The 12,306-nt window shown below is 68.7% G+C and carries 14 protein-coding genes; 8 read left to right on the top strand and 6 right to left on the bottom strand.

Annotation, left to right across the window (positions count from 1 at the left end):
- Positions 1–47 precede the first annotated feature (47 nt).
- The gene (locus ADK64_RS19795) at positions 48–365 is read right to left on the bottom strand and encodes a hypothetical protein (RefSeq protein WP_053660802.1); all 318 of its coding nucleotides are present in this window, start codon (positions 363–365) and stop codon (positions 48–50) included.
- 273 nt (positions 366–638) lie between these two features.
- On the opposite strand from ADK64_RS19795, the gene rpsF reads away from it, so the two are divergent.
- The 4 genes from rpsF to rplI all read left to right on the top strand — a co-directional run bounded on the left by rpsF (position 639) and on the right by rplI (position 2,395).
- Positions 639–929 carry a 30S ribosomal protein S6 gene (gene rpsF / locus ADK64_RS19790; RefSeq protein WP_053660800.1) on the top strand — a complete coding sequence of 97 codons (291 nt, stop codon included), beginning with the start codon at positions 639–641 and terminating at the stop codon, positions 927–929.
- A 77-nt stretch (positions 930–1,006) separates the two neighbouring features.
- Positions 1,007–1,612, top strand: coding sequence for a single-stranded DNA-binding protein (locus tag ADK64_RS19785; protein ID WP_053660798.1), 606 nt, complete (start codon positions 1,007–1,009; stop codon positions 1,610–1,612).
- Between the two features lie 81 nt (positions 1,613–1,693).
- Positions 1,694–1,930 carry a 30S ribosomal protein S18 gene (rpsR, locus tag ADK64_RS19780; protein WP_003949403.1) on the top strand — a complete coding sequence of 79 codons (237 nt, stop codon included), beginning with the start codon at positions 1,694–1,696 and terminating at the stop codon, positions 1,928–1,930.
- A gap of 18 nt (positions 1,931–1,948) precedes the next feature.
- The gene (gene rplI, locus ADK64_RS19775) at positions 1,949–2,395 is read left to right on the top strand and encodes a 50S ribosomal protein L9 (protein WP_053660797.1); all 447 of its coding nucleotides are present in this window, start codon (positions 1,949–1,951) and stop codon (positions 2,393–2,395) included.
- A 126-nt stretch (positions 2,396–2,521) separates the two neighbouring features.
- Here rplI and ADK64_RS19770 read toward each other — a convergent pair whose 3' ends face one another.
- Entirely contained in the window at positions 2,522–3,859 is a 1,338-nt protein-coding gene (locus ADK64_RS19770) for an MATE family efflux transporter (protein WP_053660795.1), read from the bottom strand.
- Positions 3,860–4,340: 481 nt separating this feature from the next.
- On the opposite strand from ADK64_RS19770, the gene dnaB reads away from it, so the two are divergent.
- Complete coding sequence (dnaB, locus tag ADK64_RS19765) at positions 4,341–5,819, top strand: replicative DNA helicase (protein WP_053660793.1); 1,479 nt, start codon at positions 4,341–4,343, stop codon at positions 5,817–5,819.
- A gap of 268 nt (positions 5,820–6,087) precedes the next feature.
- Here dnaB and ADK64_RS19760 read toward each other — a convergent pair whose 3' ends face one another.
- Positions 6,088–6,654 carry a dihydrofolate reductase family protein gene (locus ADK64_RS19760; protein WP_053660791.1) on the bottom strand — a complete coding sequence of 189 codons (567 nt, stop codon included), beginning with the start codon at positions 6,652–6,654 and terminating at the stop codon, positions 6,088–6,090.
- Between the two features lie 363 nt (positions 6,655–7,017).
- Between ADK64_RS19760 and ADK64_RS19755 the strand changes: the two genes are divergently transcribed.
- Entirely contained in the window at positions 7,018–8,403 is a 1,386-nt protein-coding gene (locus ADK64_RS19755) for a serine hydrolase domain-containing protein (RefSeq protein WP_053660789.1), read from the top strand.
- A 69-nt stretch (positions 8,404–8,472) separates the two neighbouring features.
- On the opposite strand, the gene ADK64_RS19750 is transcribed toward ADK64_RS19755, so the two are convergent.
- Both ADK64_RS19750 and ADK64_RS19745 read right to left on the bottom strand, forming a co-directional pair.
- Complete coding sequence (locus tag ADK64_RS19750; protein ID WP_053660788.1) at positions 8,473–8,925, bottom strand: GNAT family N-acetyltransferase; 453 nt, start codon at positions 8,923–8,925, stop codon at positions 8,473–8,475.
- A 9-nt stretch (positions 8,926–8,934) separates the two neighbouring features.
- Complete coding sequence (locus ADK64_RS19745) at positions 8,935–9,393, bottom strand: MarR family winged helix-turn-helix transcriptional regulator (protein WP_053660786.1); 459 nt, start codon at positions 9,391–9,393, stop codon at positions 8,935–8,937.
- Between the two features lie 142 nt (positions 9,394–9,535).
- Here ADK64_RS19745 and ADK64_RS19740 point away from each other — a divergent pair, with 142 nt between their 5' ends.
- Positions 9,536–10,744, top strand: a complete 1,209-nt coding sequence (locus ADK64_RS19740; protein ID WP_053660784.1) for an MFS transporter — start codon at positions 9,536–9,538, stop codon at positions 10,742–10,744.
- Positions 10,745–10,859: 115 nt separating this feature from the next.
- On the top strand, positions 10,860–11,279 hold the full coding sequence (locus ADK64_RS19735; RefSeq protein ID WP_053660782.1) for a GlcG/HbpS family heme-binding protein: 420 nt from the start codon (positions 10,860–10,862) through the stop codon (positions 11,277–11,279).
- 80 nt (positions 11,280–11,359) lie between these two features.
- Here ADK64_RS19735 and ADK64_RS19730 read toward each other — a convergent pair whose 3' ends face one another.
- Positions 11,360–12,226 (bottom strand): GNAT family N-acetyltransferase, encoded by an 867-nt coding sequence (locus ADK64_RS19730; protein ID WP_053660779.1) that lies wholly within the window; start codon positions 12,224–12,226, stop codon positions 11,360–11,362.
- Positions 12,227–12,306: the final 80 nt, after the last annotated feature.

Genomic DNA, 12,306 nt, shown 5'->3' with positions numbered 1-12,306 from the left:
GCGGTCCGTGGGGTCCGAAAAGGCGTCTGGCGGGCGCCGTCCGGCCCTCAGCTGCCGATGAGTCCGCCGAACAGTCCGCCGTGTGCCATGCCGATCAGGAAACCGACCCCTGCGGCGCCGAGCCCCAGGATCAGGCCGAAGCGCTGCCGCGTGGTCACGGACACCCACTGTCCGTAGATGCCGATGCCCAGCCCCACCAGGCCTGTCCACGAGGTCAGCAGATGGAGGCTGTGGAAGAAGGACGTGATGAAGGACAGCACGCCGAGGACGAGCGTGGCCGCCATCAAGCTGTCCTGGAGCGGATGGGGCTTGCCGTCTGTGGCGAAGAGGGAGCCAGCGGTGTTGGGATGCAATGCCTGTGCCATGGGCACCTCCTGCGGAAGGCGGCGCATCGTAGCGCCGCAAACACCGGACGTGTACAGATTGACGGCCTTCACCGCCGGATTTCAACCGGAAGCGGGTGTGCAGGTAGTCTGTACCGTCTGCACCGGTGTCTGCCCAGGCCTGACCAGGTCATCGAGGGGATCCCCGGCGGAGCCCCCCGATTGTCAGGGGTGGCCGATACCGTTGCGTACGCATCACAACCCTCCTGCCACGGAACGACCGTGGCCGCTGAGTCCAAAGGAGGTGGGTTCCACATGCGTCACTACGAGGTGATGGTCATCCTCGACCCCGATCTGGAGGAGCGCGCTGTCGCCCCCCTGATCGAGAACTTCCTCTCCGTCGTCCGTGAGGGCAACGGCAAGGTGGAGAAGATCGACACCTGGGGTCGTCGCCGTCTCGCGTACGAGATCAAGAAGAAGCCCGAGGGCATCTACTCGGTCATCGACCTGCAGGCCGAGCCTGCGGTCGTGAAGGAGCTCGACCGCCAGATGAACCTGAACGAGTCGGTCCTCCGGACCAAGGTCCTCCGCCCCGAGATGCACTGAGCCTTCCGCTCAGCTGATCTCGGGATTCGAGTAGCAGCACCAAGCAGCCAGCAGCAAACCCGCCGAGAGGTTCCCCCATGGCAGGCGAGACCGTCATCACGGTCATCGGCAATCTTGTCGACGACCCCGAGCTGCGCTTCACCCCGTCCGGTGCGGCGGTCGCGAAGTTCCGCGTCGCGTCCACTCCCCGCACCTTCGACCGCCAGACGAACGAGTGGAAGGACGGCGAAAGCCTCTTTCTGACCTGCTCGGTCTGGCGTCAGGCGGCGGAGAACGTCGCCGAGTCGCTCCAGCGAGGCATGCGCGTGCTCGTGCAGGGCCGGCTGAAGCAGCGGTCCTACGAGGACCGTGACGGCGTCAAGCGCACGGTCTACGAGCTGGACGTCGAGGAAGTCGGCCCCAGCCTGCGCAACGCCACGGCCAAGGTCACCAAGACCGCCGGTGGCGCTCGCGGTGGCCAGGGCGGTTACGGCGGCGGTGGCGGCCAGGGTGGCGGCGGCTGGGGCGGTGGCCCCGGCGGCGGTCAGCAGGGCGGCGGCGCTCCGGCCGACGACCCGTGGGCGACCGGCGGGGCTCCCGCCGGTGGCAACCAGGGTGGTGGCGGCTGGGGCGGCGGTAGCTCCGGCGGCAACGGCGGCAGCGGCGGCAGCGGTGGCGGCTACTCGGACGAGCCCCCCTTCTAGGCCTTGGATCCGGTCCTTCGGGGCCGGCCCGGTCGAGGGTGGATCGTTACCCACACTTCTTGATCACACAGGAGAAACATCATGGCGAAGCCGCCTGTGCGCAAGCCGAAGAAGAAGGTCTGCGCTTTCTGCAAGGACAAGGTCACGTACGTGGACTACAAGGACACGAACATGCTGCGGAAGTTCATTTCCGACCGCGGCAAGATCCGTGCCCGCCGCGTGACCGGCAACTGCACGCAGCACCAGCGTGACGTCGCCACGGCCGTCAAGAACAGCCGTGAGATGGCGCTGCTGCCCTACACGTCCACCGCGCGATAAGGGAAGGGTGACCGACTCATGAAGATCATCCTCACCCACGAGGTCTCCGGCCTCGGTGCCGCGGGCGACGTCGTCGACGTCAAGGACGGTTACGCTCGCAACTACCTGATCCCGCGGAAGTTCGCTATCCGCTGGACCAAGGGTGGCGAGAAGGACGTCGAGCAGATCCGCCGCGCCCGCAAGATCCACGAGATCCAGACCATCGAGCAGGCCAACCAGGTGAAGGGCCAGCTCGAGGGCGTCAAGGTCCGTCTGGCCGTCCGCTCCGGCGACGCCGGCCGTCTCTTCGGTTCTGTCACCCCGGCCGACATCGCGTCCGCGATCAAGGCTTCCGGTGGCCCCGAGGTCGACAAGCGTCGCATCGAGCTGTCTGCCCCGATCAAGACCCTGGGCGCCCACGAGACGTCCGTGCGTCTGCACCCCGAGGTTGCCGCCAAGGTCAACATCGAGGTCGTCGCGGGCTGATCGCTCCGCTCGGCTTGAGCAGCTTGACATGTGAGCAGCTCTGAAAGGGGCCGCACCGTCACCGGTGCGGCCCCTTTCTCATGGCTGGACAAGGGTGGCCACGGGTGCATGTTTCACGTGAAACAGTCAGCGGGTCGCGCCCGTCACGATCCAGCGGCCCGAGCGGGCGCGCAGCCACAGGGTCAGCATGCGGATCGTCATCATCAGTGTCATCGCTGCCCACAACGCGGTGAGACCGCCGCCGAGTGCCGGGACCAGTACGGCCACCGGAGCGAACACGGCGAGGGTGACGACCATGGCCCCGGCCAGGTACGGCCCGTCGCCCGCGCCCATCAGGACTCCGTCCAGGACGAAGACGATCCCGCAGATGGGCTGCGACAGTGCCACCATCAGCAGGGCGGGCAGCGCGGCGTCCTTGACCACGGAGTCGCTGGTGAACAGCGGGAGGAAGAGTGGACGGGCGGCCACCACGAGCGCACCGAGCACGATGCCGGTCGCGACGCCCCACTGCACCATGCGGCGGCAGGCCTCACGCGCGCCCTGGGCGTCGTCCGCGCCCAGATAGCGGCCGATGATGGCCTGTCCCGCGATTGCTATCGCGTCGAGAGCGAAGGCCAGCAGGCTCCACAGGGACAGGATGATCTGATGGGCGGCGATGTCGGCGTCGCCCAGTCGCGCCGCGACCGCTGTGGCGATCATGAGGATCGCCCGGAGCGACAGTGTGCGGACCAGGAGAGGAACACCTGCCTGGGCCGAGGCCCGGATGCCGGAGGCGTCCGGGCGGAGGGAAGCGCCGTGCCGACGGGCCCCGCGGACGACCACGGTCAGATAGACGGCCGCCATGCAGCACTGGGCGATGACGGTTCCCCAGGCCGAACCGGCGATGCCGAGTCCGGCGCCGTAAACGAGCCCCGCGTTGAGGGCGCCGTTGGTGACGAAGCCCCCGACGGCGACGTAGAGCGGGGTCCTGGTGTCCTGGAGTCCGCGGAGCACTCCTGTCGCGGCGAGGACGATGAGCATGGCCGGGATGCCCAGTGAGGAGATGCGCAGATACGTCGTGGCGTAGGGGGCTGCGGTCGCGGAGGCGCCGAAGAGGTCCACGATGCCGGGGCCCAGGGGAAGGACTACGGCGATGACGCCGATACCGAGCAGCAGCGCCAGCCAGATACCGTCCATGCCCTGCCGGATGGCCGCCTGCAGATCACCCGCGCCGACGCGCCGGGACACGGCGGCCGTGGTGGCGTAGGCGAGGAAGACGAAGACGCTCACGGCGGTGGTGAGGAGGGCAGAGGCGACGCCGAGACCGGCGAGCTGGGCGGTGCCGAGATGCCCGACGATCGCGCTGTCCGCCATGACGAAGAGAGGCTCGGCGACGAGTGCGCCGAAGGCCGGGACGGCCAGCGCGACGATCTCTCGGTCGTGCCGTCGATGGGTGGCCCGGGGTATCGCGGGAGCCTGTGTCATGAGCGCTAATCTAATCGTCCACAGGTAAGAGATGCAACTGAGTTGTGACCCTTACCTCTCCTGGTGGAGCGTGTCCTTTCGTGATGTGTTCGAAGCGATCTTGGTCCGACTGGGAAAGTTTTTCTTCTGCACAGCCGGTGGACGGTAAACGTGCAGGTCAGCGATCTTGGGTGGGCGAGATCGAGGGCTTGTTCACAGGGCTGTCCACCGGGTCGTGCACAGGTTTCGGCGAGTTCTCCACAGCATCGGGCCTGTCGTCCACATGGCCTGTGGATAACCAGATTGGCTGACGGTGCCGACAGGCCTACCGTGGACCGGCGCCCGCTCCTTCCCCCGGCCTGGGAAGCGTCTCTTCCTCGGCCCTGGAACCGTCATAAAACCGACGCACCAGAACCGGAGTTGGGCCTCTCATCTGTCAGTGTCGTGCCGTACAAAAGAGGACACGGCGAGGTCCGCCGTGCGGACGGGAGGAGGTGGCTCGGTGAGTATTTCCGAGCCCTTGGACGATCCGTGGGCCGACAGCGGACCCAGTGATCGTCTGCCCGCCTCCCGCCGGCGTGGTGACGGCGGCCGGGGCCGTGGCGAACAGCACGACCGGGGCCGGGAGAACGGCGACTGGGACGGCGGCGGATCGTCCTTCGAGCGGGTGCCGCCGCAGGACCTGGACGCCGAGCAGTCCGTGCTGGGCGGCATGCTCCTGTCCAAGGACGCCATCGCCGACGTCGTCGAGATCCTCAAGGGCCACGATTTCTACAAGCCCGCACACGAGACGATCTACCAGGCGATCCTGGACGTCTACGCCAAGGGCGAGCCGGCCGACCCGATCACCATCGCCGCCGAACTCACCAAGCGCGGTGAGATCAACAAGGTCGGCGGGGCGTCGTATCTGCACACGCTCGTCCAGACGGTGCCGACGGCGGCGAACGCCGAGTACTACGCGGAGATCGTCCACGAGCGGGCGGTTCTGCGCCGTTTGGTCGAGGCCGGCACCCGCATCACGCAGATGGGGTACGCGGCCGACGACGACGTCGACGAGATCGTCAACCGCGCCCAGGCCGAGATCTACGCCGTCACCGAGCAGCGCACCAGCGAGGACTATCTGCCGCTCGGCGACATCATGGAGGGCGCGCTCGACGAGATCGAGGCGATCGGCTCGCGCAGCGGCGAGATGACGGGTGTGCCGACCGGGTTCACCGACTTCGACTCGCTGACGAACGGCCTGCACCCGGGCCAGATGATCGTTATCGCGGCTCGCCCCGCCATGGGTAAGTCGACGCTCGCGCTGGACTTCGCGCGGGCCGCCTCGATCAAGCACAACCTGCCCAGCGTCATCTTCTCGCTCGAAATGGGCCGCAACGAGATCGCGATGCGTCTGCTGTCCGCCGAGGCCCGGGTGGCGCTGCACCACATGCGGTCCGGCACGATGACCGACGAGGACTGGACCAGGCTCGCCCGCCGTATGCCGGACGTCTCGGCCGCGCCGCTGTTCATCGACGATTCCCCGAACCTGTCGATGATGGAGATCCGCGCCAAGTGCCGCCGTCTCAAACAGCGCAACGACATCAGACTGGTCGTCATCGACTACCTCCAGCTGATGCAGTCGGGCGGTTCCAAGCGTGCTGAGAGCCGTCAGCAGGAGGTGTCGGACATGTCCCGTAACCTCAAGCTGCTCGCGAAGGAGCTGGAGATCCCGGTCATCGCGCTCTCCCAGCTCAACCGTGGCCCCGAGCAGCGCACCGACAAGAAGCCGATGGTCTCCGACCTGCGTGAGTCCGGCTCCATCGAGCAGGACGCCGACATGGTCATCCTGCTGCACCGCGAGGACGCGTACGAGAAGGAGTCCCCGCGCGCAGGCGAGGCCGACCTCATCGTGGCCAAGCACCGAAACGGCCCAACAGCCACGATCACGGTCGCCTTCCAGGGCCACTACTCCCGTTTCGTGGACATGGCCCAGACCTGATCCGGCAGAGGCGTGGGGTCTTAGATTTCGTGGCCAAATCTCACGAGCGATGGCCAAGCGATGGCATATCTGACACGAATCTGAGACTGGCAGGTCAAGCCGCCCACTCGTACGGGTGATGGGGCCCTGATGCTGGTGCCCTGGTCGAAGCCCGCTGACACCGTGGGCTCACGGGGCATCGCTCGTGGGCTTGGGGGTGTGCGGTGGGGGAGATCGCCGCGACGGTAGGGGAAACACCCATCCAAACCGTGAGACAGCGGGAAGCTGCTCAGCGCCTGGTCTCGTACCTGGTCAGGACCACACCGCCGGGAAACGTCCGCGTCTCCACCAGGTTCAGGTTCACCCAGCTGTCCAGCGCGGTGAAGAACGGCGTGCCGTCGCCCACCAGGACCGGATGGGCGGCGATCACGTACTCGTCGATCAGCCCGGCGCGCATGGCCGCCCCGGCGAGCGTTGCGCCGCCGATGTCCATCGGGCCGCCGTCCTCGGCCTTGAGCCGGGTGATCTCGGCGACCGCGTCGCCGGTGACCAGGCGGGTGTTCCAGTCCACCTTGTCGATCGTCGAGGAGAACACCACCTTCGGCGTGTCCCGCCAGTTCCGCGCGAACTCGATCTCCGCCGGGGTGGCGTTGGGCTGCTGGTCACCGGTCGGCCAGTAGGAGCTCATCGTCTCCCATAGCTTGCGCCCATACAGTGACAGGCCACTCGCCTGCTCGTGGTCGAGCCACCACTGGAACAGCTCGTCGCTCGGCGGTCCGCTCCAGCCGATGTCGTCGCCGGCCGCGGCGATGTAGCCGTCCAGGGACAGGTTCATGCCGTAGATCAGTTTCCGCATGGCCCAGCCTTCCGTCCGTGGGTGTCCGGCGTATGGACCAGCGCGGCGCGGGAAACTCATCGGTGCGCGATCTGGGCTCGCCGGTAGCCCTCGTGCTCGGGGCTCAGCGTGGTGTACTCGGCCGACTCGGACAAGCCGCCCGATCTCGGCCTCGCCCTCGCGAGGAAATGCCATGATTTGAGACTGATCATGGGTGACAAGGCCGTGAGTCAGCCAAGAACGCCCGGGTCACGCAAGATCGACATGTCACGAGCGGCGGGACCCTGCACGGAGGTGGCTGCCGCCGTCGGCAGGTCCGTTCCGTCATCTCGGCGCCGGGGAACCGGATTCGACGCCCGCCGTTCGACCGGGTGGACTGGGCTCATGACGACACCTCAGGAAGACCTGCTCCCCGCCACCCGACGAGCCCTGCTGCACCGGATCGCCGTCGCGCAGGCTCAGGGGCGGGCACCGTCTCTGGTCGCCGCCGTCGTACGGGGCGGGCGGGCCGTGTGGCACGGCGCGCGGACCTCGGTGGACGGGCATGGGCCGGACGAGAACGTGCAGTACCGGATCGGGTCCATCACCAAGACCTTTACCGCCGTCCTGGTGATGCGACTGCGCGACGAGGGACTGCTCGACCTGGGTGATCCGCTGGAGAAGCATTTGCCGGACACGGGCGTGGGGGAGGCGACGATCGCCGAACTGCTGGCGCACACCGCAGGGTTGGCCGCCGAGTCGCCGGCGCCCTGGTGGGAGCGGACCCCCGGAGTCCTGCGCCCCGAGCTGAGCGATGTGCTCGGCGAGCACCCCCTGTTGCACCCCGTGGGCCGCCGGTACCACTACTCCAACCCCGGCTACACCCTGCTCGGCGCGCTGGTGGAGGAGCTGCGCGGCGCTCCCTGGGAGGAGGTGCTGCGCGGCGAAATCCTCGAACCGCTCGGTCTGCACCGTACGAGCGGGCAGCCGCAGGCCCCGCACGCGGGCGGATGGGCCGTGCATCCGTGGGCGGACGCGCTGCTGCCCGAGCCGTTGGAGGATCTGGGCCGGATGGCGCCGGCCGGGCAGCTGTGGTCGACCACGGGGGACCTCGCGCGGTTCGCCGCGTTCCTGGGCACGGGGGACGTCCGCGTCCTGAGCGCGGAGTCGGTACGTGAGATGCGGACCCCGGCCGCGCCCGCCGAAGTGGCGGACGTGCTGGACGGGATCACGTACGGCTTCGGGATGCAGCTCCAGCGTTGCGGCGGTCGGCTCCTGGTCGGTCATTCCGGCTCACTCCCGGGCTTCCTGGCGAACCTCGTCATCAGCGTGGAGGACGACGTGGCCGCCGTGGTGCTCGCGAACTGCACAAGTGGGCCACTGGTGGGGGCGGTGGGTGCAGACCTCGTCCGGATCGTCGCCGAAGCGGAGCCACGGATCCCCGAGCCCTGGCGGCCGCTGCGCGAGGTCGACCCGACGGTCCTGGAACTGGCGGGACAGTGGTACTGGGGGACCAACACCTTCGGCCTGCGGGTGACCGCCGACGGTCTGCTCGCACTGGGCCCGCTGACCGACGGCGGCCGACGGTCCCGCTTCCGCCCCAACGGGGACGGCACCTGGACGGGCCTGGAGGGCTACTTCGCCGGAGAACTGCTGCGGCCCGTACGACGCCCGGACGGGGCTGTGAGCCACCTCGACCTCGGGTCGTTCGTGTTCACACGGCAGCCGTACGACATGGAGGCCCCAGTGCCCGGCGGAGTGGACCCCGACGGGTGGCGGGGTATCGGCTAGGCCACAGACGACCGGGGGTGTGTTTCACGTGAAACACACCCCCGGCTCTGGTCCGGTCCAGCGGCCCCGTCAGAGCTTCAGCTTGAAGCCCTCGTGCGACGCGCTGAAGCCCAGCCGCTCGTAGAAGCGGTGGGCATCGATGCGCGTCTTGTCGGACGTCAGCTGCACCATCGCGCACCCGAGCTGCCGGGAGGTGTCGATCGCCCACTGGATCAGCAGGCTGCCCAGCCCGCTGCCCCGCTCGTCGGCGTGGATGCGCACGGCCTCGACGAGCGCGCGGGTCGCCCCTTTGTGGGAGAGCCCCGGGATGACCGTGAGCTGCAGGGTTCCGATGACACGGCCTTCGCGCACGGTGACGACCAGGTGCTGGTTCGGATCGGCCGTCAGGCGGGCCAGCGCAGCCCGGTACGGGGTCAGGTCGTCAGGTGACTCGCGTTGGGCGCCCAGTGGATCGTCGGCGAGCATCGCGACGATCGCCGGAAGGTCGTCGGCGGTCGCGTGCCGTATCTCAAGATCTCCCATGTCCGCACCCTATGCGGGCACGCTCAGGGACTCCACAACCCGCACCAGCGGGGCCAGCTCGGGGTTCTTGGAGGCCTGGTCGAGGGCCTCGCGCAGAGCGGTGTCGTTGGTGGGCTGCGCCTCCTCCAGCAGGCGCAGGCCCGCCTCGGTGACGTTGGTGTAGATGCCGCGCCGGTCGGTGGGGCACAGATAGCGCTCCAGCAGACCGCGGTCCTCCAGTCGGGTCACCAGGCGGGTGGTGGCGCTCTGGCTGAGGACGACCGCGTCGGCGACCTGCTTCATCTGTAGATGGCCGCCCTCGCCGTCGTGCTGTCGGCTGAGCACGTCCAGCAGGGAGTACTCGCGCACGCTCAGGTCGTGCTGTGCCTGAAGGGCGCGCTCGATGTGCGCCTCGATCCTTCCGTGCAACGCAGAGAGGGCGCACCAGCCCTGGGCGAGGGCGGTGAGCGCGGGGTCCGTCGCTGTCATTGGCGTGTTCCTCCGTCCCGGAGCGGCTGTCACCAGGATAGAGCAGTCTCGCAATAGTGCGCGGTTGCATTTAGCCAGCGTCTGCAATTATTGTGAACGCACGCAAAGTGCTCCTGCAATCGTCTGGAAGGTCATCCCTCTCATGCCTCTCGCGCTTCTGGCCCTCGCGATCGGGGCCTTCGGAATCGGAACGACCGAGTTCGTGATCATGGGGCTGCTGCCCGAGGTCGCGGGTGACTTCGGGGTCTCCATCCCCACGGCGGGCCTGCTCGTGACCGGCTACGCGCTCGGCGTGGTCGTCGGCGCTCCGCTGATGACCGTGCTCGGCACCAAGGTCCCGCGCAAGCGGATGCTGATGCTCCTCATGGGCTTCTTCATCGCCGGCAACCTGCTCTCCGCGGTGGCCCCGGTCTTCGCCGTCATGCTGATCGGGCGCGTGATCGCCTCGCTCGCCCACGGTGCCTTCTTCGGCATCGGCTCGGTCGTCGCGGCCGGGCTGGTGGCGCCCCACAAGAAGGCCGGCGCCATCGCCATGATGTTCACCGGTCTGACCGTCGCCAATGTCGTCGGCGTCCCGCTGGGCACGCTCATCGGCCAGCACGTCGGCTGGCGCGTCACCTTCGCCGTCGTCGCGGGCCTCGGGGTCGTCGGCCTCGCCGGCATCGCCAAGCTGGTGCCCGAACTGCCGAAGGCCGAGGGCGTGCACCTGCGGCACGAGCTGGCCGCCTTCAAGAACGCCCAGGTCCTGCTCGCCATGGCGATGACCGTTCTCGGCTTCGGCGGTGTCTTCGCGGCCATCACCTACATCGCGCCGATGATGACCCACATCGCGGGCTTCGCCGACGGCTCGGTCACCTGGCTGCTGGTCCTGTTCGGCCTCGGCATGGTCGGCGGCAACCTCGTCGGCGGGAAGTTCGCCGATCGCGCCCTGATGCCGATTCTGTACGTCTCGCTGGGTGCCCTGGCCGTCGTCCTGGCCCTCTTCACGCTCACCGCCCACAACAAGATCGCGGCGGCCGTGACCATCGCCCTGATCGGTGCCCTCGGCTTCGCGACCGTCCCACCGCTGCAGAAGCGCGTCCTCGACCAGGCGCACGGCGCCCCCACGCTCGCGTCGGCGGTGAACATCGGCGCCTTCAACCTGGGCAACGCGCTGTCCGCATGGCTCGGCGGCATCGTGATCGCGGCCGGCTACGGCTACAAGGCCCCCAACTGGGTCGGCGCCGCCCTCGCCGCGAGTGCCCTGGTCCTCGCCGTCCTCTCGTCGGCCCTGGAGCGCCGCGGCGGTGCGCAGAGCACCGTGGTCGCCTCCGGGACGCCCGCCGGGCAGCAGACGCCTGTCCACCACTGAGCGCCTGGGACCACGGCCTCGGCGGCGACTCAGAACCAGCACCTCTCAAGCCCTCAGTCACACGGACGACCTCGGCACCACCCAAGGTCTCAGCCACACCCAAGGAGAACGCTTCATGAGCACCACCGTCGTCGCCCCGCTGTCCATCGAGGACGCCGAACTGCTCGTCGCCACGGCCCGCCGCGCGGCCGACGATGCCGGAGTCACGGTCAGCGTCACCGTCCTGGACGCCGGCGGCCACCTGCTCGCCTTCCGCCGGGACGACCGGGCCGTGCTGATCTCCGGCGAGACCAGCACCCGCAAGGCCTACACCGCGCTTCAGCTGAACACGCCCACCGCCGACCTGGTCGACGCCGTCCAGCCGGGCGGCCTCTTCCACACCCTGCCCACAGCCCTCGACCGGCCTCTGCTGTTCATCGCGGGCGGTGTGCCCGTCCAGCGGGACGGCCGGCTGATCGGCGCCATCGGCGTCGGCGGCGGTGCCCCGGAGCAGGACCACGGTTTCGCCACGGCGGCTGTGCGGGCGCTCGCCTGATCACATGCCTGCCCGCCTCGGACGGACAGCCGCCGGCCCCGCCACATCAGCGGCGGGGCCGGCAGTCGGCGTACGAGGCCTCAGCCCGCCGCCACCGTCAGCGGGGCGAACCGCCGGGTCCAGTCCCCCGGGAGGTCCGGGACGCCGTACGTCATCACGGCGTTGAACGCCACCGAGGCCAGCCCTCGCTCCTTCGCCCAGGCCAGCAGTTCCTCGTGGCGTACGTCGATGTCGGTGCGCAGCGGACGGTCGGTACGAGCCGCCAGTGAGGCGATGAGAGCCTTGGCAGTCTCCGTGTCCCTGGCGATCAACGGACCGACGACATGGGTGTCCATGTTGGGCCACGCGGCCGTGTAGCCGGTGATCCGGCCGTTCTCCTCGGCTACCCGGAGCTGGTCCGCGAAGGCGGGCAGTCGGGTGATGAGAGGGGTGCGATCCGTGCCGAACACCTCCTCGTCGAGACGCAGAATCGCGGGGAGGTCCTCCGCGGTGGCGCCGCGGGTGAGTACGCCTGATTCCGGCCCACCGGGCGTGAAGCGGCCGGTCAGCATCTCCGCCCGGCCCGTCACCTTGAAGCCCAGTTCCTCGTACAGGGGGCGGCCGTTCTCCGTGGCGTGCAGGGTCAGCGGTGTGGCCCCCATGGCCGACACGACATGGCGCATCAAGCGGCGCCCGACGCCCTGGCGCGCATGGCGTTCGGCCACCAGAACCATGCCGATGGCACCGAGATCCGGACTCCCCCACGCGCCGTACTCCGTGACGACGCACGCGGCCACGAGACCACCCTGCGGGTCGTCGATGCCGAAGCCCTTTCCGGCCGTGAGGAGGAAGCTCCACTTGTGTTCCTCGCGTGGCCACCCCCGGTCCTCGGACAAGTCGGCGCAGGCGGTGAGATCGCGAAGCGTCAGACGGCGGATGGGCAGAGCGGCGAGGGAAGGAGTCGGCACGCAGGTCAGGCTGTCCGACCAGCACCCTCGGCGTCCACCCGTTTCGATGGAGACGTACGTGCTTTTGGCCATGGTGTGGA

This window comes from Streptomyces sp. MMG1121, assembly GCF_001280015.1.
Classification (GTDB): Bacteria; Actinomycetota; Actinomycetes; order Streptomycetales; family Streptomycetaceae; genus Streptomyces.
The sequence above is the reverse complement of the archived record's forward strand: the minus strand, read 5'-3'. Positions and strand labels throughout refer to the sequence as shown.

Bases quoted from the DNA above. Each gene is read 5' to 3' on its own strand.
- ADK64_RS19745 (WP_053660786.1), bottom strand. From the start codon at position 9,393: ATGACAGCGACGGACCCCGCGCTCACCGCCCTCGCCCAGGGCTGGTGC.
- rpsR (WP_003949403.1), top strand. From the start codon at position 1,694: ATGGCGAAGCCGCCTGTGCGCAAGCCGAAGAAGAAGGTCTGCGCTTTC.
- ADK64_RS19785 (WP_053660798.1), top strand. From the start codon at position 1,007: ATGGCAGGCGAGACCGTCATCACGGTCATCGGCAATCTTGTCGACGAC.
- ADK64_RS19735 (WP_053660782.1), top strand. From the start codon at position 10,860: ATGAGCACCACCGTCGTCGCCCCGCTGTCCATCGAGGACGCCGAACTG.
- ADK64_RS19740 (WP_053660784.1), top strand. From the start codon at position 9,536: ATGCCTCTCGCGCTTCTGGCCCTCGCGATCGGGGCCTTCGGAATCGGA.
- rpsF (WP_053660800.1), top strand. From the start codon at position 639: ATGCGTCACTACGAGGTGATGGTCATCCTCGACCCCGATCTGGAGGAG.
- ADK64_RS19750 (WP_053660788.1), bottom strand. From the start codon at position 8,925: ATGGGAGATCTTGAGATACGGCACGCGACCGCCGACGACCTTCCGGCG.
- ADK64_RS19770 (WP_053660795.1), bottom strand. From the start codon at position 3,859: ATGACACAGGCTCCCGCGATACCCCGGGCCACCCATCGACGGCACGAC.
- ADK64_RS19760 (WP_053660791.1), bottom strand. From the start codon at position 6,654: ATGCGGAAACTGATCTACGGCATGAACCTGTCCCTGGACGGCTACATC.
- ADK64_RS19795 (WP_053660802.1), bottom strand. From the start codon at position 365: ATGGCACAGGCATTGCATCCCAACACCGCTGGCTCCCTCTTCGCCACA.
- ADK64_RS19755 (WP_053660789.1), top strand. From the start codon at position 7,018: ATGACGACACCTCAGGAAGACCTGCTCCCCGCCACCCGACGAGCCCTG.
- rplI (WP_053660797.1), top strand. From the start codon at position 1,949: ATGAAGATCATCCTCACCCACGAGGTCTCCGGCCTCGGTGCCGCGGGC.